Consider the following 23584-nt stretch of genomic DNA (forward strand, 5'->3'; position numbering starts at 1 on the left):
TATTGCTGGCTGAAACCTCAAATCATCAGGACATCAGTCTCTACCAAAAAGCTATTCGCCAATATGCCGCTGACCTTGACCGGATTGGCTAAAACTCTGGGTTGTATTTACGCCATCATACCACCATCTGAATTAAAAGCCTATTTTTTGTATTATGGACAAATATAAGCAGTACCAGAAAACAAAAAGCCACGTGATTGTGGCCCTCCCGCGTACCGAATTGCAGCATACTTACTCATTGTGACGATTATTTCAAATAGCACAAACTTTCTGATTTTGCATATTTTTGTCGCCATTCCGGGCATCGAACCAGTCGGGATCCCTCTGCATTGAGGTAAAACCATTATTTTTAAGATAGGTACCGTATCCATAAGAAAAAACAAAAGAAATGATAAGAGAAAATAAAAAAGAAAAGATAATTATTTTACCAACGGTCTTTTGTAAACTAATACTAGCCTGTTTCAGGTATACAAATAAATGATATGCCAGTACAAGTAAAGGACTCAAGAATAAAGGGCTTAGTAGTCCAACAAATAAGAACCGGTTAACAATAACTACATCTGGCCTATCAAGTAATGAAAATACATTCCTCTACAGAAAGAGAAAATATAACCAAAGGTAATACAAGAAAAAAAGGAATCGATAAAAGTGATTTTAATCTAATTTTTATATTTATCCAGTTCATTACCAGCCCACCCTTACCAGCTCTGAAATATTTGTGTCTGATATATTTCCGTACTTCATATTCAATAATCTCTTTTCCTTTATGTAGAACATTATCCGCATACATAGCACCGATATCCCATATATCGGCCTCAAGCTCTCTGGCTTTCTCAACAAATTCTTGTTGTGCGGATTCTATATACTCGACGAGTTTATCTGTAAAACCGAATTTTTTATCTAAATAATTTAAGCCAATACTAACAACCAAGCCAACACCAACTACCACAACTAGATTTTACTGCCACTCCCCCTGTTAATGCACCAACACCAACACCAGCACCCCATGCAATGGCAGAACTAATCCCCGATTTTAACAATATCGGTTGCTAAAACTACCTATAAATTTAGTTAAGGATGTTTCATCGTTAATAATATAATCAACCGTTTTGAAAGCCGCAGCCACATAGAATGTTAATCGGGCTCCCTGTACAATTGAATTATTCAAACCATATTTACCAATGCCTAAATCAACAACCTTGGGATTTTTAGCCGCGAATACCGGAGCATTAAGACTTTACGGATTCCTGGATATCCGGTTAATTTAATTAACTCAGTGCCTTTATGATTGATATACATTGTCGCCTGAATACCCAAACCACCGAGATCAACAATAAGTTTTGATGTCGTGACCACATCCTTGATATTTGTTCCGTAGTTTACGACAACCTCACCTAATGGGCTTTGGGTAATATCAACCCAACCTTTTGATATGTTCCCCAATCGGCTAGTACTTCATAGGCTTCTTCTGCCGTCAGGAACATAATGTCTTGGTTATTGTTGCGTAATAAATCACGGACTTTTAAATCGGGCAAATCCCTTGTATTACGCAGTACTGGATAATCAGGTACAAATTCGGAGGGGGGCTTGTCGCCAGTAAGATACGGCGGTAGATTGGCTTTTTTGGCTGACTGGGCGAATTGCTGTGGCTCAGTTACCGGCGACTCTACCACTGAGCGAGAAGTGGCGGCTTGTTGCCCTCCTTGATAAGGGCCATGAGACGCCCATGTTTGTGAGGGAATAAAAAAAGCTTTGCACGGGCAGGTTGAACGGCTATATAGCGTACTGGCGATATAATGCCCATGTACTATCTCGCCCGGATGCCCTCCACCCACGCTGTAGCTGCCCGGGTGTTTCCCGCACGAGACTTACTGCCATTCACAGCGACCGGGTTATTAGCAAATGTCCTCTCTGCCATCCCTCATGTACTATCCCGCCACAGCTGGTTTTGTCACCTTTAACTATCCAGTAGCCAACTGACATTAAACTTATTCCTTGTTTTATATAACATCTCCATGGGCCGATTTTAGTCCTTTCGTGTTTGATGAGTGTAATAATATTTGGATTAAGGGAAGATTTAATTTTTTTGGGTATATAACTCTAGCCTTCCCCGATCCTCTCCCCCCCAATTAAGCACTTACCCCAGGATCCACGATTAATTCATAATGGGGATCAAAGTCGTAGCAACTTGCGTTATCATCGAAGTATCGAGTCAACATTGATTCTTGGCGATCTAAACCATCACCAGATAGTTGTTGTTCTGAACTAACACGCACAGAGCTTGATAACTATACATACGGCTATAATCATCAAGAAATCAAAGAAAAGCCTAAAGATCTGAGTCCGATAGATTATAGAATCTCAGACCAATTTAGCCGCTTAACAAATTGCAGCATACTTACTCATTGTGACGATTATTTCAAATAGCACAAACTTTCTGATTTTGCATATTTTGTCGCCATTCCGGGGTAAAAAACCACCAGGAATTCCAGAGCAAACAACATAACTTTTATTATTTAACATTTCTTTATAGTAAACCTTAAACCCTATTTGAGAAATTACACCCAAGACTATTGCAACAATCAAGAACCTTGTTGTAGTAGCTTGTATATGATTCGAAACTCGTTTCCCCAGGAAAATAGGTTTACAAGATATAATAATTAAATAGATCAACACAAATGGCGTTATAACAAGGATGCCAATGAGTACAATGTAAAAACAATCACATCAGGATAACTGAATAACATCCTAATTTCATCGAGGAGATAAATACAGTACTGACACACAGATAGGAATAATTATAACTGAGATAAAGAAAAACGCAAAAATGCGTATTTTCAATGTAAGTTTAATCATTACCATTCCTCTCTTAATAAGTCAGAGATGGATTTTTTAATATATTTTTTCAATTCAGCCTGAGTAAACTCGACACCTTTCCTTAGCAAATTGGATACTTCCATTTCCAGAATATCGATAAAACCATCTTGAATTTCGGTCGCTTTCGTTACAATTTCTTGTTGCGCAGATTCAAATAGTTCAACGACTTTATCCGTTATACCGAATTTTTTATCTAATACTCCCAAAAGATATACCGCACCAAAACCACAAGAACAGATAGTACAATAGGCATTGTCACTGAAGCTGTGAAGGCCATAATTACAGTACCAGTTCCCTGAAATTATTGATGATATCCCGATTTTAACAATATCGGTTGCTAAACTGCCGATAAATTTAGCTAAGGAGACTTCGTCATTAAGAATATAATCAAGCGTTTGAAAGCCGCAGCCACATAGAATGTTAATCGGGCTCCCTGTACAATTGAATTATTCAAACCATATTTACCAATGCCTAAATCAACAACCTTGGGATTTTTAGCGCGAATACCGGAGCATTAAGTACTTTACGGATTCCTGGATATCCGGTTAATTTAATTAACTCAGTGCCTTTATGATTGATATACATTGTCGCCTGAATACCCAAACCACCGAGATCAACAATAAGTTTTGATGTCGTGACCACATCCTTGATATTTGTTCCGTAGTTTACGACAACCTCACCTAATGGGCTTTGGGTAATATCAACCCAACCTTTTTGATATGTTCCCCAATCGGCTAGTACTTCATAGGCTTCTTCTGCCGTCAGGAACATAATGTCTTGGTTATTGTTGCGTAATAAATCACGGACTTTTAAATCGGGCAAATCCTTGTATTACGCAGTACTGATAATCAGGTACAAATTCGGAGGGGGGGCTTGTCGCCAGTAACGATACGGCGGTAGATTGGCTTTTTTGGCTGACTGGGCGAATTGCTGTGGCTCAGTTACCGGCGACTCTACCACCTGAGCGAGAAGTGGCGGCTTGTTGCCCTCCTTGATAAGGGCCATGAGACGCCCCATCCGTTTGTGAGGGAATAAAAAAAGCTTTGCACGGGCAGGTTGAACGGCTATATAGCGTACTGGCCGATATAATGCCCATGTACTATCTCGCCCGGATGCCCTCCACCCACGCTGTAGCTGCCGGGTGTTCCCGCACGGAGACTTTACCTGCCATTCACAGCGACCGGGTTATTAGCAAATGTCCTCTCTGCCATCCCCTCATGTACTATCCCGCCACAGCTGGTTTTGTCACCTTTAACTATCCAGTAGCCAACTGACATTAAACTTATTCCTTGTTTTATATAACATCTCCATGGGCCGATTTTTAGTCCTTTCGTGTTGATGAGTGTAATAATATTTGGATTAAGGGAAGATTTAATTTTTTTGGGTATATAACTCTAGCCTTCCCCGATCCTCTCCCCTCCCCAATTAAGCACTTACCCCAGGATCCACGATTAATTCATAATGGGGATCAAAGTCGTAGCAACTTGCGTTATCATCGAAGTATCGAGTCAACATTGATTCTTGCGATCTAAACCAATCACCAGAATAGTTGTTGTTCTGAACTAAACACGCACAGAGCTTGATAACTATACATACGGCTATAATCATCAAGAAATCAAAAGAAAAGCCTAAAGATCTGAGTCCCGATAGATTATAGAATCTCAGACCAAATTTAGCCGCTTAACAAATTGCAGCATACTTACTCATTGTGACGATTATTTCAAATAGCACAAACTTTCTGATTTTGCATATTTTGTCGCCATTCCGGGTAAAAAACCACCAGGAATTCCAGAGCAAACAACATAACTTTTATTATTTAACATTTCTTTATAGTAAACCTTAAACCCTATTTGAGAAATTACACCCAAGACTATTGCAACAATCAAGAACCTTGTTGTAGTAGCTTGTATATGATTCGAAACTCGTTTCCCCAGGAAAATAGGTTTACAAGATATAATAATTAAATAGATCAACACAAATGGCGTTATAACAATGGATGCCAATGAGTACAATGTAAAAACAATCACATCAGGATAACTGAATAACATCCTAATTTCATCGAGAGATAAATACAGTACTGACACACAGATAGGAATAATTATAACTGAGATAAAGAAAAACGCAAAAATGCGTATTTTCAATGTAAGTTTAATCATTACCATTCCTCTCTTAATAAGTCAGAGATGGATTTTTTAATATATTTTTTCAATTCAGCCTGAGTAAACTCCGACACCTTTCCTTAGCAAATTGGATACTTCCATTTCCAGAATATCGATAAAACCATCTTGAATTTCGGTCGCTTTCGTTACAATTTCTTGTTGCGCAGATTCAAATAGTTCAACGACTTTATCCGTTATACCGAATTTTTTATCTAATACTCCCAAAAGATATACCGCACCAAAACCCACAAGAACAGATAGTACAATAGGCATTGTCACTGAAGCTGTGAAGGCCATAATTACAGTACCAGTTCCCCCTGAAATTATTGATGATATCCCGATTTTAACAATATCGGTTGCTAAACTGCCGATAAATTTAGCTAAGGAGACTTCGTCATTAAGAATATAATCAAGCGTTCTGAAAGCCGCAGCCACATAGAATGTTAATCGGGCTCCCTGTACAATTGAATTATTCAAACCATATTTACCAATGCCTAAATCAACAACCTTGGGATTTTTAGCTGCGAATACCGGAGCATTAAGTACTTTACGGATTCCTGGATATCCGGTTAATTTAATTAACTCAGTGCCTTTATGATTGATATACATTGTCGCCTGAATACCCAAACCACCGAGATCAACAATAAGTTTTGATGTCGTGACCACATCCTTGATATTTGTTCCGTAGTTTACGACAACCTCACCTAATGGGCTTTGGGTAATATCAACCCAACCTTTTGATATGTTCCCCAATCGGCTAGTACTTCATAGGCTTCTTCTGCCGTCAGGAACATAATGTCTTGGTTATTGTTGCGTAATAAATCACGGACTTTTAAATCGGGCAAATCCCTTGTATTACGCAGTACTGGATAATCAGGTACAAATTCGGAGGGGGGCTTGTCGCCAGTAAGATACGGCGGTAGATTGGCTTTTTTTGGCTGACTGGGCGAATTGCTGTGGCTCAGTTACCGGCGACTCTACCACTGAGCGAGAAGTGGCGACTTGTTGCCCTCCTTGATAAGGGCCATGAGACGCCCATGTTTGTGAGGGAATAAAAAAAGCTTTGCACGGCAGGTTGAACGGCTATATAGCGTACTGGCGACATAATGCCATGTACTATCTCGCCCGGATGCCCTCCACCCACGCTGTAAGCTGCCGGGGTGTTTCCCCGCACGAGACTTTACTGCCATTCACAGCGACCGGGTTATTAGCAAATGTCCTCTCTGCCATCCCCTCATGTACTATCCGCCACAGCTGGTTTTGTCACCTTTAACTATCCAGTAGCCAACTGACATTAAACTTTATTCCTTGTTTTATATAACATCTCCATGGGCCGATTTTAGTCCTTTCGTGTTGATGAGTGTAATAATATTTGGATTAAGGGAAGATTTAATTTTTTTGGGTATATAACTCTAGCCTTCCCCGATCCTCTCCCCTCCCAATTAAGCACTTACCCCAGGATCCACGATTAATTCATAATGGGATCAAAGTCGTAGCAACTTGCGTTATCATCGAAGTATCGAGTCAACATTGATTCTTGGCGATCTAAACCATCACCAGATAGTTGTTGTTCTGAACTAACACGCACATATAGGTAACATTTTTTTCATGTTCGATGATGCTCAAAAAAGTTTGTATAAAGTATATGGTATCAAAAATTGTGACACCATAAAAAAGGCCCGTCGCTGGCTGGAAGAGCAAGGTATTCCCTATCAGTTTCACGATTATCGCGCGGATGGATTGAGTGACGAGCAGTTGCAAGGTTTTATCGATAAACTCGGTTGGGAGCCGTTGCTAAACACCCGCGGTACCACCTGGCGCAAACTGCCGCAGGCGCAGCGCGATGCCATCACTGATGCGCAATCGGCCAAATTACTGATGCTGGAACAGCCCGCTATCATCAAACGCCCGCTGCTGGAAGCCGCCAATGGCGAGATGCTATTGGGCTTCAAAATAGAAAGTTACCAACGATTTATTCAGCAACATCGGGGGCAACAAAATATGACCCATAACCAAAACGATATTGAGGTGCAATAACATGATCTGTCCGGTAATCGACCTGGCCCAACAATTGATTAAACGCCCGTCGCTCAGCCCAAATGATGCGGGCTGCCAGGAGATCATGATTCAGCGCTTAGAGGCTATCGGCTTTACTGTTGAGCCGATGAATTTTGGCGATACCCTTAATTTCTGGGCCTGGCGTGGCGAAGGTAAAACACTGGCGTTTGCCGGCCATACCGATGTGGTTCCTACCGGTGATGAAAGCCACTGGAGCAGCCCGCCGTTTGAACCGACCATTCGCGACGGCATGCTGTATGGCCGGGTGCTGCCGACATGAAAGGTTCGCTGGCGGCCATGGTGGTTGCGGCCGAGCGCTTTGTTGCCGCACATCCGAATCATCAAGGCCGGTTGGCTTTTATGATTACCTCCGATGAAGAAGCCAAAGCCATTAATGGCACAGTTAAAGTGGTTAATGCTCTAATGGCGCGTCATGAACGGCTGGATTATTGTCTGGTGGGTGAACCCTCCAGCACCGACCACGTCGGAGATGTGGTGAAAAATGGCCGCCGCGGCTCGATCACCGCCAACTTGCATATCCACGGTGTTCAAGGGCACGTGGCTTATCCTCATCTGGCTGATAACCCAGTTCACCGCGCGATGCCCGCCCTGAATGAACTGGTTGCCACGCAATGGGATGAAGGCAATGAGTTTTTCCCAGCCACCAGTATGCAAATAGCCAATTTGCATGCCGGAACGGGCAGCAATAATGTGATCCCCGGTGAGTTCTATGTGCAGTTTAACTTCCGCTTCAGTACTGAACTGACTGATAGCATAATTAAGCAGCGGGTTGAAGCTTTGCTAGACCGCCATCAACTCAATTACACCCTCGAATGGGTGCTCTCCGGCCAACCATTCCTGACGCCCCGTGGCGCACTGGTGGATGCTGTGGTCAACGCCATCGAGCATTATACTGAAATCACACCACAGCTGTTGACCACCGGTGGCACCTCTGATGGTCGTTTTATTGCTTTAATGGGCGCGCAGGTGGTTGAGCTGGGGCCGGTCAATGCCACAATCCATAAAGTGAATGAATGCGTTCACGCCGCTGATTTACAACTGCTGAGCCGGATGTATCAGAGAATCATGGAGCAACTCATCGCATGACAGCCAATACATTGACACCACAGATGCTTACCGGGCGCTCAACGGAGCATTTAGTGGTGTTAACGGGCAATCACCGCTTGCAGCCAGCGGCTGTTGATGCCTTTCGGGCCATGCAACAGGCGGCTAAAGTGGCGGGTTTGGATTTACAGCCAGCCAGCACTTTTCGCGATTTTGACCGCCAATTGGCTATCTGGAATGGTAAATTTCGCGGCGAGCGGCCAGTATTAGATAAAGACAGCCAGCCGATAGACATTTCTCGGCTTGATGCCGCCGCCCGTTGCGAAGCTATTTTACACTGGTCTGCTCTCCCAGGGGCCAGCCGCCACCATTGGGGCAGTGATTTAGATATTTACGATCCATCACTGTTACCCATGGGGGAAAAACTGCAACTGGAGCCGTGGGAGTATCAAGCGGGTGGGTATTTTTATCAGCTAACTCAATGGCTTGATGCGCACATGGCTGAATTTGGTTTTTACCGACCTTTTAGCACAGACACCGGCGGTGTTGCCGCAGAGCCTTGGCACCTAAGTTACCACCCTCTGGCGGTAACGGCGCAGCATTTACTGACACCAGCAATCCTGCTGGAAGCTTGGCAATCACAAGATGTGGCGGGTAGTGAGTGGCTTTCCAGCCATTTACCCATGATTTTTTCACGATTTATAACTATACCCAATGAGTTTCAAGCGACAGAGGCTTGATACATGGCGGGTAAAGGAACTTAACATGCATTGGCTAGCTGATTACTGGTGGGTGGTTCTTATCATACTTGTCGGCATGATCTTAAATGGCATCAAAGAGTTACGCCGTCTTGATCATAAGAAGTTTTTGAGCAATAAGCCGGAGATCCCTCCCCACCGCGACAATAATGCGCAGTGGGATGACGACGACTGGCCGGATAAAGATAAGAAAAAATAAATGGGTGGGGGCAGCGCTCCCCCTGGTTTAATTTCCCGCAAGATCCTGACGCAAATGAGCAATAGCCCGCGCCAGCATTGGCTGATTAATGCCATGTCCGGTATTGGCATCCAGATCCAATGTCACAGCAGCCCCCAATGCCGTTAAGCACTGCGCGGCGGCGTTGGCCTGTTCTACCGGAATAACGCCATCCTGTTCCCCATGAATCAGATGAATGGCCACGTCAACAATAGCTTGCTGTGGCAAGGTGGCGAAACGCCCACTGAACCCGATGACCTGCCCAGCTAACTGCGGCTGAGCTTTCACCCCTTCCAATGACATAATCGTGCCCTGCGAGAACCCCACCAGTGTGGTTTGCCGTGCACCAAGACCGCTTTGTTGCTGCCAATAGCGCACAGTGGCAATAAATTCGGGCATCACTTCATCAATACGCCCTTGCCGCCCCTGCTCGGTGATCCCCTGCACAGAAAACCACTGCCGCCCACCGCCCATGCTGCTGGCAAAAGGCCCATTAATACTGATCACCTGCGCCTGAGGAAAAGCTTGCGCAAAATGGCTGCCGACCGGTGCCATCCCGGCAGCACTGTCGCCAACACCATGAAATAACAAAATTAATTGCTCTGGCTGCGCCGGTTGCTGCACCACAATGTGTTTTTCATTCATAGAGGAGCCTTTAGTATCCAAATATTGATATGGTTAACTATAGGCCGCTGGTTTGAAAAGGATATTGGGTTTTATTGATGGAGTTGGTGCGGATAATTGAAAGAGTGGCACTGTTCATCCCACTCTTTGGAGGCCATGCCATCAAGGCGGGCCGGAGTAAACCTGGCCCTGTTTTGTTATCAAACTATTTTTAATCAAACAATTTGTTATCGGTCATTGAGAGCAAAATTAACCCCGCTGGCTGGCCAATTCGTCCAGTTGCCGACAAGCTACATACAGATGATAAAGTGTCGAGGCCGGCGAAGCACCGCCCAAGCGCTGGCCCGCGGCATCAATTTCATCACAATACAGCCCAGAGTCCTCCCCCTCGATAAAAGCGGCAAACATATTATCCACATGGCGGCTAATAATAGTGTCTGGGTTTTGCTCAGGAGAGTGGCGATAATTCACCACATCAGCCTTAATTCGCTCAGTCTGACACCATAAGCGGCTAGCGGCACGTAATGGCTGCCCGTGCCAAATTACTTCATTCATGACCGCGCCCGTGGCAGGGTTTTCACCATAAGTCTGGGCGAAAAGCTGCAATTCCTGCCGTAATTCATGGGTATCTATGCCCGAAAGCTTTTGATATTCATACAGTAACCATGTCCATTCGTGATGATGGCCGGGGTCGACTTGCTGCGAGACGGCCAAAGTGGGCTGCCAACCGCGAGCAAAAAACTCCACCAGACACCGCTGTTGCTGATTAAATAAATGTTGGGTAAATAAACCGAATAAATCGTGACATTCTTGCTCCCAGCGGGCATCGCCAGTTGCGTGCCACCAGTTGAGGCAAGCTTCAAACAGATGCATATTGGGGTTTTGGCTTAACCACGCGGGCTTGCGGGTATTCACCGCGTAACCGCCCTCTTCCAATGCCAGATGCACTTTCATCCAGTCATGGAGTGCTGTTGCACGCCGAAGAAACGCGGTGTCACCGGTGAGCTGATAAATTTCGCTGTAAGCCAGTAACGCAAATGCTTGTTCATAGGCGTTAATGTCATCAGCGCCCTCAACCGCCCCTAACGCAAAACACAATGCACCGCCCGGCTGCTGAAAATCGGTGAGTCCTTTCAGCGCGGCGGTTAGCACCTGCTCACGCCCGTCAATCCAACCGGTTCTGGTTGCATGGGCAAACACATACAACTGCCGGGTTTGTACCCGGCTGCGTATCACTGATGATCCTGCGGGTAAGGATTCGGCAAAACGGTTATCCGCCATGCCCTCATGTAAGAACCGTGGCAATGCTTCTGCCCGCATCCACTGACTGAATTTTTGCGCTGCATTTAGCATTATTGTGCTCCCGGTTGGCGCACATTGGCCACAATAATGCCGATCTGTTCACCCTGACAGGCAGTGACGCGGTATTGAGTGACCGATGCAGGAATCACCAAAGTTTCAGCATAATGAAGGGTATAGGGGGCAAAGGCACCATCCGGGCTATCAATAATGGCTTTCTGTCCTTCAATCAGGTTCAACATCTGGAAACCGTCGTGAGTGGCAATGGTTACGGCAGAACGTACCCAATAACGGTGGGTATCGATAAACTCTAGCGCATGTAAACCGGTGCGCTCACGGGTGTAATCGGCGTTTTCCTCTTTTATTTCAACCTGATCGAGCAAATTCTCACGGCACCATGCGGTATCCCGCTCAGCTTGTATCACTTTGCGACCATGCTCGATATGCACCGGTCGTGGGCGGTTATCCAACCCCAGACGGCCCCAATCCCACAGTTTGAAGGTAAAAATATACGGAGTCGCCGATATCTCCAGAATCATGGCGTTACTGCCAGAACAGTGCACCGTGCCGGAGGGGATCAATACATGGTCATGTTTTTTAACGGGAAAACTATTCACGAACTTCTCGTCATCAAGATGTCCGGTATGCTGTGCCTGTTCAATCGCGCTGATCAACTCCTCAGGTTGAACACCGGTTTTTAATCCGAGGTAAACATTAGCCCCTGCTCTGGCATCCAAAATGTAATAACTTTCATCTTGGGTGTAATGCATACCAAACTGCTGCTGAATATGGTCGGTGAGAGGGTGAACTTGTAAGCTGAGATTGCCGCCTTCCATGGTGTCGAGAAAATCAAAACGAATGGGGAACTCCGCGCCAAAGCGGGCGTAGTTTTGCGCACCGAGCAGTTGACGCGGGCGAGCCAACACCAGATTAATGGCGGGCATAGTAATACGGCTGCCGCCATAATTTAGCGTCACACTGTTCTCTTCCGGCACCCCATCGAAACACCAGGCGTAATTTTTCTCACTCGGTGGCAGTTGGCAAACCTCTTCCATCCATTTTCCGCCCCAGACCCCGGGGTCAAAGAATGGATTCAGGCGGAAAGGGGCAGCCAGACAGGCCTCTACCCCAACCTGGAATGCCGCCTGATCAATCATAACTGCGGGTTCTGCCAGTGAATCAAGATAAAAATCAAACGATTGGAACAGTTCACGTTTGTGACGGTCAGCAATTCGCCACTCCCAGAAGAAACCGCGCTTATATTTTCTTAATACGTCTTCATCAGGGTTATGAGTGAGCCAATTACTCCCACCCGCGCGCCAGTCTAACTGACGTTGCCAACGCGGATAATCAATATAGACCAGCACATCATGAACCCCGGCCAGTGCGGCACCGGTACCGATAATTACGTTAATTTCACCCTGATTCTCACAGGCGGTCTGAAGTGACTTTATCTTTTCAGGTAATAAATAATCAGCCAGATTAGCGCAACTCATCACACCAAAAACCCGATCGTCCGTCAGCGTATCCGTCAAACGAATATCCAAAGCTTGACCGCTGAGATAACAATCGTCCATCTCTCGCCATTGAGCCTGATCAAATCCACTATAAAGACTCAAATGTTGCTTGATGCTCTGTATATCCACACCGGGATAACAATCAATGGCGACAGTAACCCCATCGCGAGTCGCTAGTAACTCACTGATTTTCTCCGCAATAGCCTGCCAACCTATGACCGCTGGATTTGCAGCTGTTGGCACCGAAATGGCAGGAAATTTATCGTAATTAGCTGGATGATTTAAATAAGACATAGGGTTCCCCTCGAAGTTAAACGATTAACTTAATATTTGTAATGAGAGTATTTAGAACCAAACTGATTTTCAAGTGGAAAATTAGCTGCAATCTACAAACAAGATTGATTTAAAAGGAAATGTTAATTAATCATACTATTTACGTTGCTAAAAATGTGATTGAAGTCTAATTTTTAATCAAAACAGAGAGACTTAAAATAGGTAAATCGAATAACTTATCGTTAAGGATTTATTGGAGAGTAAAAATGAAATCGATAGCCATACATTTTGGAGCAGGCGCATTAGGGCGAGGGCTAACGATCCCTTTTTTGGTTGCCAGCGGTTATGACGTTGTCACCGTTGATGCCGACCTACAATTAATTGACCGCCTCCAGAGTGCACGCGGCTATGACATTCTGCTGACGGATATTGATGAACAACAACACATTCCGTTGGCGGCGGCCTTACATCCAGCAGATCCACAACTTCAGGAATGGCTGGCGCAAGCGACTGTTATTACCACCTCGGTGCGCAAAGAGAATTTGCATCATGTGGCGTCGGCACTGAAAAACTGTGCACCCAAAACCGTGATTTGCTGTGAAAACATTGAACAAAGCGGCGCTTTCTTTGCTTCTCTGTTGCAAGAGGCCGGCGTTGATGACCAACACTGGTCATTGCCAGATTGTATGGTTGACCGAATTTGTTCTTCCCACTGGCCGCAAACGCTGGAAATTGAAGCGGAGTCCTATGGTTCCATCTGTGTCCAGGCGCTGGAAAATGCGATTATCCCCGACAAATTTGAGATTACAGAGAACATCGCAGCACGCTTTCAGGAAAAACGTATTCTGGTCAATACTTACGCCGACGGCATCAGTTTTATCGGCCGCGCGATGGGGCTGGAATTTCTTTATCAGGCAGCCGCCGATCAGCGCATTAATCACCTGATCGACGACTATATGCAGGTGATGAAAATCTATTTGCAGCAGGTCTGTCATTTGAGCCCACAACATCTGGATACCATGGAGCAGCGGCATCGTCAGCGTTTGGCTAACACGGCCATTAAGCGCCCTCTTGATACCGTTGCCCGTAATTTTTTGGCCAAAATAACCGCCGGGGAACGTTTTATTTATCCCCTGATTGAACTGGCACGTCGGGATATCAATATTGACCGCGCTATCCCATTTGTAAATGCACTAATCAATGGCTGGGCCATGCAACAAGAAAATCCCAGCCAGGCACGACAGCAAGCACTCAACACCATCGAAAATACCTTAATTATAAAAAAACTAGAGGAAGCATCATGATCAACATCATTTTTGCTGCCCACGGATTGGCAGCAACGGGGATGAAAGACAGCGTCGAGATGGTTCTGGGGGAAAATAATCACTTTCATGTGTTATCGCTAACACATGATGATGGGATTAATCACTTTCAGGCCCAGCTCACGCAATTAGTAAATGAAATACGCGAACACTCGGCTGGCGGCATTCTTATTTTAACGGATATGCCCGCGGGTACCCCCTATAACGTGAGTGTGCAGATTGCGCTGGCAAATAATGATATTGACGTATTATCAGGTACAAATTTTCCTATGGTATTAACTGCCTTGGATCAAGCTGACCTGCCGCTATCTGAGCTAACTGAACTGGTGATTGAAACGGGTCGGGAAGCAATTAATCGCTTTATTGCGATTGATGCCGCAGAGGAGGATTTTTAATTATGGCTATCTCTTTTTTACGCATTGATGATCGTTTAATACATGGTCAGATGGCCGCTTGCTGGATTGGTTCCAGTCCTTGTGATGGCATCATAGTGGTCGATGATGACGCCGCCAATAATGAAATCCAGAAAAAAGTTCTGTTATCTATTCTGCCCTCGATTAAAACCTGGGTATTTAGTATTGATACCGCAACAGAAAAATTGGATAAGGTGATTGAATCTCAGAAAAAATATTACCTGATTGTCCGTAGCGCTTCGGCATTGGTGAAATTAGCCGAAAAAGTGCCGCAATTAATCGCCGTACATAAACGTGTCAATGTTGGCCCGTTATCCAAACGTAATGATGCAATTCAAGTGAATAAGGGGCAAGGAATTGTACCGGAAGAGATCCCGGCGTTTCGTCAACTCAAAGAATTAGGTTTTTCCGTCGAGTTCCGCTTACTGCCCGATACCACCGCGGTAAGCTGGGATTCAGTAGCAGCCAAATTACCCGGATAACGTCAAAGTTGAGATAACCATATGATTGAAATAACTCTTTTTCAGGCAGCATTAATTGGTCTGTTCTGTTATCTCGGGGCGTTAACGACCCCTTGGTTAATCGGTTTAACCGGTGGCTGGTACACATTATCACGCCCTTTGGTCGCCGCTTTTATTACCGGGCTGATTATCGGCGATGTTGAGCATGCCATTATTGTTGGGGTCGCAGTACAAACGGTTTACATCGCTTTTGTATCCCCCGGTAATGCCATGCCGCAGGATCTTAACTTTGTCTCCTGGCTCGCTCTACCGCTGGCCATTATTTCCGGGCAGGATGCTAAAGTCGCGGTAACATTAGCGGCCACTATTGGCGTAGCCGGGACAATTATTTTCAATTTCACCATGCTGTCGAACGTAATTTGGAATACCCGGGCGGATAAAGCATTAGCCGAAGGGAATAAACGCAAGTGGGAGCGCAATGTTATTTGGATCCCGCAACTGAGTAATTTTATTGTGCGTTTCGTCCCGGTATTTGTCGCCTGTCTTTATGGCCCACAATATATCGAGGCGCTGGTTAATGCTATGCCAGTGACTGTGATGCACGTTGTAAGTGTATTTGGCGGTGTATTACCGGCGGTGGGCATTGCCATGTTGATGCGCCAGGCGATTGTTGAAAAATCGATGCTGATTTATTTTCTCTTTGGCTTTGTGTGCGTTGTCTTTATGAAAGTGAATATGATTGCCTTGGTGATCATTAGCTTCTTGCTGGCACTTATTCACTATAAATATAAACCGGGCAAAGCAGCCGCTAATAATGCCAATACTGATGAGGATGAATTCTAATGAGCCATGAAACTTTATCAGAGAATAACCAAGCTCTGCCCAGCATTCCGTCCACAGCTATAAAACTGGATAAATCGACACTTAATCGGTGCTGGCTTAATTGGGCAATGCATAATATTACAGTGGCATCTTATGACCGCATGGAAGGGCATGGTTTTGTTAAAGCATTAATGCCCGCTGTAGAAAAAATGTATCCCGGCGACATCGCCAAACAGGTTGAAGTATTAAAACCTCATACCGCCTATTTTAATACCGAACCCCAATTAGGCGCGATCGTGACAGGTATTGTCGTCGGTATGGAAGAACAGCGAGCTAATGGTGAACCAGTCGATGCCAACTCTATCCAAACTATTAAAAACTCCTTAATGGGGCCGATTGCTGGTATTGGTGACTCCTCGATTCAGGGAACATTAATTCCTATATTGCTGAGTATTGCCATTTCTCTGTCTTACGGCGGTTCGATGCTTGGCCCACTCTTTTATATTATTGTTTTCAACGTGTTAATTATTTCATTAAGCTACCGCGCTTTCCACTCAGGTTATCGGCTAGGGGTCAAATCGGTAGATTATTTTGTCAGCGAAAATGCAAATAAAATACGCGAATGCATGTCGATAATTGGTGTCACAGTGATTGGCGGGATCGCCTCTTCCTACATTAATCTGTCGACACCGCTTAAATTCACCTCTGGCGGTGTTAATATTGATGCCCAAAAGATCCTTGACGGTATTTTCCCTAATTTATTACCGCTATTAGCTGTTTTGGGTGTCTGGTTGCTGTTAACTAAGTTCAAGCTGTCGGTGGTTAAAACCATGCTTGTAACTCTTTTGATTTCTGGCGTGGGTGCTTTTATCGGCATTTTTTAACAAGGTATTTTAGATGATAAAACGTGCAACGGTTTCTGATGTCGCGGCTTTGGCCAAGGTTTCGTCCGCCACTGTCTCAAATGTGTTGGGCAATCGGCCTGGCAAAGTCTCTGCCAAAACCCGTCAGCGCGTGTTAGATGCCATTACGGCACTTAACTATACTTACAATGAGAATGCAGCAACATTACGCAGTAACCGCTCCAACATTGTCGGTCTGGTGATTCATGATCTGAGTAACCCTTACTACACCGAGCTGATTGCTAAAATCAATCGTAAACTGACGGATCATGGCTTTGCGACTATTCTGGCCTGTTCAGATGAAAATCTGGACAGCCAGCAAAGTTATCTGCAATTGATGCAACGCCATAATGCGCTGGCTATCTTGTTATGCCCCACTTGGGATACGACCTCAGAGCATTTGCAGGCCTGGAATGCTCTCAGCCCCACCATTACCTTTTTGCGCCCAGTGGCCTCCGCCGACATTGATTTTATTGGTATTAATAATTATCAAGCCGCTTATGATATCACCCGTCGATTGATCTCTGATGGGCATAAACATTTGGGATTTATTGGCGGCAGTCTAGAGTCTCGTTTACGGCGTCAGCGCATACAAGGCTGGAAAGATGCCCATGATGATGCGGGCCTGCATTATGCTGAAGAACATATCCTTGATTGTGCGTCGAGTATGAGTGCCGGGGCTAAGGCGACAGCCAAAATACTGGATATAGCGCCGCAGATAACCGCGCTGGTGTGCTATCAGGATGTAGTGGCGTTTGGGGCAATAAACGCTATTCATTATATGGGACGGAAGCCGGGGCGCGATATTGCGGTGACCGGCTTCGATGGGCTGGCGGATGCCGAAGGTTATTTACCCTCATTAACCACCGCTGAAGTTCAGATTGATGTGTTGACTGAACATATTGTCGCCCGGTTACTTTCCCGACTAAATGATCGTGACCAATCATCAATGGCAACGCTGCTCCACGCACATATTCATTGGCGCAATTCTACCCGCGCCCATTAATGACTCATTCATGACAGGAACCGGCTGAACTCCGTCATTTTATCAATATCAATCGCCGCCATCCCCTCGGCGGCCTCCTGCCGCCACTTGGCAATCAATGCTTTGCGTCCTGAAAGCCCCTGATGATGAACAATTTCCGCTGCCGCATGCCCTTGCTGCAAGTATTGCTGCAAGGCTGGAAGAGGTAATTTGCTCCTTAATAGCAAGCGCTGTAACGCGGGCAGGCTCGCCTCTAACGGACGAAAAGCAAAAGCAAATCCCGCAAGCTCACGCCAATCATCATCATTTAAGGTGAGATCAGGTTGTTCAGGCTGGGGTAAAGACACTGGCGTTTCCAGACCAATCCATTGCTGCAACCAATACCAATCACGCACTAATTGCTGCCGCGCGGCCTCAGTGAGCCGTTGCCCCGCCGAACTCAGGGGTAACACCGCCATGGCCGCGTAACAACCGCTACTCGCCTCTTTGTGGCTGCCCATGCGCACCAGTTGAAAGCCGCAGGCACGCCAAAAACAGGCTAATCCTGTGGTATAGCCAAAACTGACCGAAAGAAAATCCAGCCCTTCCTGCTGCGCACGAGCTTGTTCGGCAGCAATCATCTGTCGAGCCATCCCTTGTTGTCGCCAGGATGGGGCAACAGCGACCCGACTAATTCGTCGGGATAATAAGGTCGGAGCTTGCCATTGCCCGCTGTGAGCAGCCAGCGATTGAGCCACCAAACTGCCCTTTGGCCGCCGCCTGCCCGCCCAAACATCGTGTGCTAATCGGCTATCCAGCCCGCCTTCATCCACCAGCCACAAAGCGCCTATCACTGAATCCGCCATCTTGGCGGCAGAAAAATGCATACCCGGCGCGTCCATCAAACGCCGTAAATCCAGCGGTGTGGTACGGTAATGGGCGCTGGAAAGCAAACCGTAAAAGCGGCGCAATAGCTCGGGATTACTCAGCCAATCAGACTGTTTACAAGCGGAGATCTCGACCTGTGCGCTGGTAGACACTGTCGGCGACAATGTATCAATCACCCAGTCATCATTAAACAGCATGATGTCGTCGATAATCTGCTCCAGTGGGTCATCGCTGGCCCAGCGGATCGGGTTGGTCAATGTTAAGTGATGCCAATCACTTAGGGTCGAGCAGAACTTCAATAAAAATCCACGCCCTGTGCCTTCATAGCCTTGCACGGTGGTGGTTAATAATGCCCGTGGGAAGTAGGCCAACAGCGCCGACAGTAGCGCGGTGGGGATAGCTGCGGCCTCATCAATCAATAGCCAGTCGACATCACTGACATCATGGCGCTGACAGAAATCCAGTAGCGCATCTGGCGCCCAAAAACGCGCGCGCTCCCCGGCTCGCTGGCTTAATACCTGAGTTGCCGCCTTGCCCGGCCCGGTGACCCAACACTTACCCGGCCACTGCGCCACCAGCATACCGGCCAATGTCGACTTACCGCGCCCACGAGCCGCCGTCAGTACCCAAACACCTTGTCTGGTCTGCATCAAGCGCAGCAGAATATTCTGCTGCTCGGCTGTGGGCATGCCGTCAGGTTGCTGCCAATATGGCCGAATATAAAACGGCCGTTCTAACGGCAACTGCCCCTGCCGCCACAAAACGACATCGGGAGAGGCTAGAAGTTGGCGCTGTAGATGGCGGATAAAATTCGGCGTGGTGATTGGGGCACTCTGCTCACTCCAACGCAAGCTGTCGGCATCGGGTAACTGTGGCCAACTGCCCCACTCAGGCACCAACATCACCAACCAACTGCCAGCTCGCAATGTCCCTGCCAATACCGCCAGCGCTTCTGTATTCAGGCCATCGCAGGCATCAAACACGCCATGTAACCCCTCCTGCCCCAGCAAAGTTTTGGCCGCAGTAGGCCGAATGCCATGGATATGGGGGGGCGGGTGCTCGCCGACCCATAGCCAATCGCCAGGCAATTGTTCGGATAGATTTATCGCCTGCTGCCGCGCCCAATCAGCACTGCCACTGAGCACCAGTAAGCGCCGATGCCCCTGCTGCGCCATTAGCGTCTGGCTGGCGGTAATACTGTTGATCACCTCAGGATTTACCGATAACCAATGAAAGCAATCCGGCGGCAATCAATGGCCCGACCGGTACGCCGCGGAACAGGGCCACACCCAGCACGGTTCCGACCAATAACCCCGCCACTACTGAGGGTTGATGAGTCATTAGTGAAACACCCCGACCACCGAGCCAGGAAACAGCTACCCCGACCACAATAGCTAAAATAGATTTCCACTGGACAAAGGAGTGCAGCACTTCACTGGCACTGATTTTCCCACTGGCAATCGGCGTCATAACACCAATAGTGAGAATCAATATACCGATGGTTAAACCGTATTTTTCTATCCACGGGAAAAACTGATTCAGCGGAGTAATACGCACCGCGATTAATGTCAAAATAGCGAGTGTGACAGTCATGTTGTGGCTGATAATGCCGAGTGCAGCCAGCACTAAGAGGATTAATAAAGTTGGATCAAGAGCGGCCATGCCTATCCCTGCCTTGCAATGAAATACCGGCGACAAGTGCGCCGGTAAAAAGTCATCGTATGATAGTCTCTGCTTACGTGAGGTTCTAGCGCTATTAGCGAGCGGCAAAGGTGTTGCAGCTATTAGGGTCGCCACTGTCAAAACCCCGTTTAAACCAGGTATAACGTTGTGCGGAAGTACCATGAGTGAAGCTATCCGGCACCACCCGCCCTTGGCGTTGTTGCTGTAATCTGTCATCACCAATGGCCTGCGCGGCATTCAACGCTTCTTGTAAGTCACCGATTTCCAATACATTTTGCTTTTCCATCGCTTTGCCCCACACGCCAGCAAAGCAATCTGCTTGCAATTCCATTTTGACTGAAAGGCGATTGGCTTCTGCTTCCGAGGCCCCCTGCTGCTGTTGCCGCACTTTCGTGTCAATGCCCATCAAATGTTGCACATGATGCCCAACTTCATGCGCAATCACATAGGCTTGGGCAAAGTCACCGCCCGCACCCAGTTTGTTTTTCATATCTTCATAGAAAGATAAATCGATATAAACCGTGCTGTCTGCCGGGCAATAAAATGGCCCCATCACCGACTGACCGGTACCACAACCGGTGCGTGTTGCCCCACGGTACATCACCAATTTAGGTTCTTGGTAGCTGCGGCCCATCTGTTGAAAAATAGGTTTCCAGGTATCTTCGGTATCAGCCAGGACTACGGAGGTAAACTTGGCATATTGATCATCTTTGGCGCTAACAGCGCTTTGCGAGCGAGGTTGAGTTTGGGTTTGAGACATAGGATCACTGCCGTTTAGCAGCGGCGTCAAATCAACCCCGTAGTAGCCTGCCACCAGCACGACAATCAGGATGACAAGGCCACCTTTACCGCCAATGGGTGGCCGAAAACCACCGCCGCCGCCAGAAGAATCACCCCGCCGGTCTTCTACATTGTCACTTTCACGACGACCTTGCCAACGCATAGCTTTACTCCCAGAGATATTCCTTATGTATTATCGTAGGAAATCTGTAAGGCAAATACCATTAAAAGAACAAATGATTAATACCGCGGGGAAATAAGAATAATAGGGGGATATAGAGGTTATCTCCCCCTATACCCGTCAGACTTCAAGCTGCATGTGCGTTGGCTGCTCTCGCTCACCCGAATCATTGACTGGTGTCAACACATCGAGATCAATGAGCCTCATCCTTGAGGCTCACCCTGCGGGCTAGCATAAATGCGGTTCAAATCGGTTCCCGACCGATTTGTCTCTCAATTGCCGCCGTCCTGCAACTCGAATTATTTAAGGTATAAAACGATTATGTCAGAGACAACGTAATCGATTGCGCAGTTAGTCTAATTTTACGCCGATACGGTGCGCAACTTCTTCGTAGGCTTCAATCAAACCACCCAAACTTTGGCGATAGCGGTCTTTATCCATTTTATTCAGGGTTTTCTTATCCCACAAACGGCTGCCATCAGGAGAAAACTCATCGCCCAACACCACTTCACCATTGAACAGGCCGAACTCCAATTTGAAATCCACCAAGATTAAACCCGCATCATCAAACAGCTTGCTCAGTACGTCATTGGCCAAATAGCTTAGTTCTTTCATCCGCGCCAGTTGTGCTTCTGTCGCCCAACCGAATGTTTTGCAGTAAGACTCATTGACCATCGGGTCATGCATGGCGTCATTTTTCAAGAACAAGTCAAACAGCGGTGGATTCAGTTCCAGACCTTCTTCGATGCCCAGACGTTTGACCAAAGAACCTGCGGCACGGTTACGGATAACACACTCGACAGGGATCATTTCCAGTTTTTTCACCAGCACTTCGGTATCTGACAGCAATCTTTCCATCTGGGTGGGAATCCCTGCTGCTTCCAATTTAGCCATAATGAAATGGTTAAATTTGTTGTTTACCATGCCCTTACGATCGAACTGCTCAATGCGCTGACCATCCAGTGCTGACGTATCATTACGGAACTCCAATACCAACAGATCAGGGTTTTCGGTGGTATAGACGGTTTTCGCCTTGCCACGATACAACTCAGCTAGCTTTTGCATCTTATTACTCCAGTAATGTGAAAGTGTAACTCGCCATAAAATGAATAAACCCTAAATAATTCGAGTTGCAGAAAGGCGGCAAGTGAGATAATCCCTATGAGCTTACTGTAGTAAGTGATTCGGGTAATTGAACGTAGCCAACGCACATGCAGCTTGAAGTATGACAGGTTTAAAGGGGCCGAGGCCCCTTTGGTTTTAATTGGTACTTGTAGCACTTGTCTGGCTAAGCGCCGCCTGGAACACTGCCACCAGTGCATCATTCTGCGACTGAGTCAGAGGCTGCCCTTTAGGGCCGATGAATTGTAAGCTGCTGCGGTTATCGAGGTCACCGACTTGCAGTTTATAATCACCTGTTGGCAATTCTGGGTCTTTGGCACCCAACGCATCCCAGCTACTGCTACTCATGGATTTACTGGTCACATTAATTGTACCCAGTGGACGGCTGCGGTCAGTCACTTTCATACCGACTTTTTCAAGCGCAGCTGGCAGACGTTCCCACAACACAGCATAAGGTGCGCGAACAATCAGTTGCGGTAAGCCAGTATCATCGCTACCACTTTGAACATCCAAGGTGCCGACTTTACGTGCCGCCTGGCTGCTTTCGCTATCAGAACGCACCTTATCCAAACCTTCGATAATGGCATTCAGCATTGCGCCATTGTAGCGCTGGATTTCGGTATAACTGGTAACCGGTTTACCACCTTGTTGTAATTCAAGGGATTTCACCACCAGAGCTAACTGATAACCTTGCTCCTGCACACTTATCTGATAACGGCCTTCAAACTGGACGTCTTCATCTGCGCGATTCCATTTAACCCAGTCAGTTGTCAACGTTTGGCTGGCATCCTGACGGCTGGCGATCGCCCAGTTTTTATCTTGTAGAACGCGAGTAACCTGCGCCCACAGATTACGATTTTGCGGGCTATTTTCTAACAATAGCTTGCTGGTATCGTTAGCATTTTCAGCGCGCGAGCCGCTTAACAATGCCAAGGGTTGTACCGGAGGACGGATGTCCAACTGTTTGCCCACCGCGCCTTGAGTGTTGACGGAACGGATATCAAAATCACCATTTTGCACCGGCAGAATCATCCCAGCGGGTGAGTTCAGCGGCTTCAGCGCCGGAGCTTCAAGATAAGACTCGTCACCGCTAACCTGGCGTTTGTAGCGTTGGTCGGTAGTACAGCCTGCCAGCAACATCGCCAGCGAAACCCCCACAACCGTTACCACCGTCGACTTTTGCAATGTTATTGCCATCA

General features: G+C 46.7%; 24 protein-coding genes and 4 pseudogenes. 11 read left to right on the forward strand and 17 right to left on the reverse strand.

The window, feature by feature from the left end:
• A pseudogene (locus tag DX162_RS23015) lies at positions 1-92 on the forward strand (tetratricopeptide repeat protein); the annotation flags it as partial.
• 476 nt (positions 93-568) lie between these two features.
• Here the strand turns inward: DX162_RS23015 and DX162_RS22230 are convergent.
• From DX162_RS22230 to DX162_RS22820, 9 genes and pseudogenes are all read right to left on the reverse strand, one after another.
• Positions 569-949, reverse strand: coding sequence for a hypothetical protein (locus DX162_RS22230; protein WP_172460421.1), 381 nt, complete (start codon positions 947-949; stop codon positions 569-571).
• Positions 950-1574: 625 nt separating this feature from the next.
• A pseudogene (locus DX162_RS22235) lies at positions 1575-1983 on the reverse strand (PAAR domain-containing protein); the annotation flags it as partial.
• Positions 1984-2855: 872 nt separating this feature from the next.
• Complete coding sequence (locus DX162_RS00010; protein WP_115155823.1) at positions 2856-3083, reverse strand: hypothetical protein; 228 nt, start codon at positions 3081-3083, stop codon at positions 2856-2858.
• Positions 3084-3348: 265 nt separating this feature from the next.
• Positions 3349-3699, reverse strand: a complete 351-nt coding sequence (locus DX162_RS00015; RefSeq protein WP_115155824.1) for a hypothetical protein — start codon at positions 3697-3699, stop codon at positions 3349-3351.
• 9 nt (positions 3700-3708) lie between these two features.
• Positions 3709-3882: a hypothetical protein gene (locus DX162_RS22485; RefSeq protein ID WP_244916307.1), complete on the reverse strand. Its 174-nt coding sequence runs from the start codon at positions 3880-3882 to the stop codon at positions 3709-3711.
• Positions 3883-4037: 155 nt separating this feature from the next.
• Positions 4038-4154: a PAAR domain-containing protein gene (locus DX162_RS23020; RefSeq protein WP_479681845.1), complete on the reverse strand. Its 117-nt coding sequence runs from the start codon at positions 4152-4154 to the stop codon at positions 4038-4040.
• A gap of 438 nt (positions 4155-4592) precedes the next feature.
• Complete coding sequence (locus tag DX162_RS00025) at positions 4593-5033, reverse strand: hypothetical protein (RefSeq protein ID WP_098080950.1); 441 nt, start codon at positions 5031-5033, stop codon at positions 4593-4595.
• A 54-nt stretch (positions 5034-5087) separates the two neighbouring features.
• On the reverse strand, positions 5088-5789 hold the full coding sequence (locus DX162_RS00030) for a hypothetical protein (protein ID WP_115155825.1): 702 nt from the start codon (positions 5787-5789) through the stop codon (positions 5088-5090).
• A 174-nt stretch (positions 5790-5963) separates the two neighbouring features.
• A pseudogene (locus tag DX162_RS22820) lies at positions 5964-6331 on the reverse strand (PAAR domain-containing protein); the annotation flags it as partial.
• 313 nt (positions 6332-6644) lie between these two features.
• Here DX162_RS22820 and DX162_RS00040 point away from each other — a divergent pair.
• The 4 genes and pseudogenes from DX162_RS00040 (at position 6645) to DX162_RS00055 (ending at position 9116) form a co-directional block, all read left to right on the forward strand.
• Positions 6645-7073, forward strand: a complete 429-nt coding sequence (locus DX162_RS00040) for an ArsC family reductase (RefSeq protein WP_004393572.1) — start codon at positions 6645-6647, stop codon at positions 7071-7073.
• A gap of 1 nt (position 7074) precedes the next feature.
• Positions 7075-8201: pseudogene (gene dapE, locus DX162_RS00045) on the forward strand (succinyl-diaminopimelate desuccinylase).
• Complete coding sequence (locus DX162_RS00050; protein WP_032821282.1) at positions 8198-8899, forward strand: M15 family metallopeptidase; 702 nt, start codon at positions 8198-8200, stop codon at positions 8897-8899. The pseudogene dapE and the gene DX162_RS00050 overlap by 4 nt, the downstream one beginning before the upstream one ends.
• Positions 8900-8924: 25 nt before the next feature.
• On the forward strand, positions 8925-9116 hold the full coding sequence (locus DX162_RS00055) for a YpfN family protein (protein ID WP_032821281.1): 192 nt from the start codon (positions 8925-8927) through the stop codon (positions 9114-9116).
• Positions 9117-9143: 27 nt separating this feature from the next.
• Here the strand turns inward: DX162_RS00055 and ypfH are convergent, their stop codons facing one another.
• From ypfH to DX162_RS00070, 3 genes are all read right to left on the reverse strand, one after another.
• Positions 9144-9779 carry an esterase gene (ypfH, locus tag DX162_RS00060; RefSeq protein WP_004393568.1) on the reverse strand — a complete coding sequence of 212 codons (636 nt, stop codon included), beginning with the start codon at positions 9777-9779 and terminating at the stop codon, positions 9144-9146.
• Between the two features lie 228 nt (positions 9780-10007).
• Positions 10008-11111, reverse strand: a complete 1104-nt coding sequence (locus DX162_RS00065) for an AGE family epimerase/isomerase (RefSeq protein ID WP_032821280.1) — start codon at positions 11109-11111, stop codon at positions 10008-10010.
• Complete coding sequence (locus DX162_RS00070; RefSeq protein WP_004393567.1) at positions 11111-12868, reverse strand: class I mannose-6-phosphate isomerase; 1758 nt, start codon at positions 12866-12868, stop codon at positions 11111-11113. The genes DX162_RS00065 and DX162_RS00070 overlap by 1 nt, the downstream gene beginning before the upstream one ends.
• 245 nt (positions 12869-13113) lie before the next feature.
• On the opposite strand from DX162_RS00070, the gene DX162_RS00075 reads away from it, so the two are divergent.
• Genes DX162_RS00075 through DX162_RS00100 form a run of 6 tightly spaced genes read left to right on the forward strand, consistent with a single transcriptional unit; the run spans position 13114 to position 17773 of the window.
• Positions 13114-14151: a mannitol dehydrogenase family protein gene (locus DX162_RS00075; RefSeq protein ID WP_032821279.1), complete on the forward strand. Its 1038-nt coding sequence runs from the start codon at positions 13114-13116 to the stop codon at positions 14149-14151.
• Positions 14148-14564, forward strand: coding sequence for a PTS sugar transporter subunit IIA (locus tag DX162_RS00080; RefSeq protein ID WP_032821278.1), 417 nt, complete (start codon positions 14148-14150; stop codon positions 14562-14564). Before DX162_RS00075 ends, DX162_RS00080 begins: the two co-directional genes overlap by 4 nt.
• 2 nt (positions 14565-14566) lie before the next feature.
• The gene (locus tag DX162_RS00085) at positions 14567-15064 is read left to right on the forward strand and encodes a PTS sugar transporter subunit IIB (RefSeq protein ID WP_004393563.1); all 498 of its coding nucleotides are present in this window, start codon (positions 14567-14569) and stop codon (positions 15062-15064) included.
• A gap of 21 nt (positions 15065-15085) precedes the next feature.
• The gene (locus DX162_RS00090) at positions 15086-15886 is read left to right on the forward strand and encodes a PTS mannose/fructose/sorbose/N-acetylgalactosamine transporter subunit IIC (RefSeq protein WP_032821277.1); all 801 of its coding nucleotides are present in this window, start codon (positions 15086-15088) and stop codon (positions 15884-15886) included.
• Complete coding sequence (locus DX162_RS00095) at positions 15886-16749, forward strand: PTS system mannose/fructose/sorbose family transporter subunit IID (protein WP_004393562.1); 864 nt, start codon at positions 15886-15888, stop codon at positions 16747-16749. The genes DX162_RS00090 and DX162_RS00095 overlap by 1 nt, the downstream gene beginning before the upstream one ends.
• Before the next feature lie 13 nt (positions 16750-16762).
• Complete coding sequence (locus DX162_RS00100; protein ID WP_004393561.1) at positions 16763-17773, forward strand: LacI family DNA-binding transcriptional regulator; 1011 nt, start codon at positions 16763-16765, stop codon at positions 17771-17773.
• A gap of 8 nt (positions 17774-17781) precedes the next feature.
• Here the strand turns inward: DX162_RS00100 and DX162_RS00105 are convergent, their stop codons facing one another.
• The 5 genes from DX162_RS00105 to bamC form a co-directional block, all read right to left on the reverse strand.
• The gene (locus DX162_RS00105; protein WP_004393560.1) at positions 17782-19827 is read right to left on the reverse strand and encodes a tRNA(Met) cytidine acetyltransferase TmcA; all 2046 of its coding nucleotides are present in this window, start codon (positions 19825-19827) and stop codon (positions 17782-17784) included.
• Position 19828: 1 nt separating this feature from the next.
• Positions 19829-20281 carry a DUF441 domain-containing protein gene (locus DX162_RS00110; protein WP_004393559.1) on the reverse strand — a complete coding sequence of 151 codons (453 nt, stop codon included), beginning with the start codon at positions 20279-20281 and terminating at the stop codon, positions 19829-19831.
• A gap of 94 nt (positions 20282-20375) precedes the next feature.
• Positions 20376-21245 carry a KPN_02809 family neutral zinc metallopeptidase gene (gene ypfJ, locus DX162_RS00115; protein ID WP_004393558.1) on the reverse strand — a complete coding sequence of 290 codons (870 nt, stop codon included), beginning with the start codon at positions 21243-21245 and terminating at the stop codon, positions 20376-20378.
• A 369-nt stretch (positions 21246-21614) separates the two neighbouring features.
• Entirely contained in the window at positions 21615-22328 is a 714-nt protein-coding gene (gene purC, locus DX162_RS00120) for a phosphoribosylaminoimidazolesuccinocarboxamide synthase (protein WP_004393557.1), read from the reverse strand.
• A gap of 195 nt (positions 22329-22523) precedes the next feature.
• Entirely contained in the window at positions 22524-23582 is a 1059-nt protein-coding gene (gene bamC, locus DX162_RS00130) for an outer membrane protein assembly factor BamC (protein WP_004391292.1), read from the reverse strand.
• Positions 23583-23584: the final 2 nt, after the last annotated feature.

Source organism: Yersinia kristensenii, assembly GCF_900460525.1.
In the GTDB taxonomy this organism is placed as follows: Bacteria; Pseudomonadota; Gammaproteobacteria; order Enterobacterales; family Enterobacteriaceae; genus Yersinia; species Yersinia kristensenii.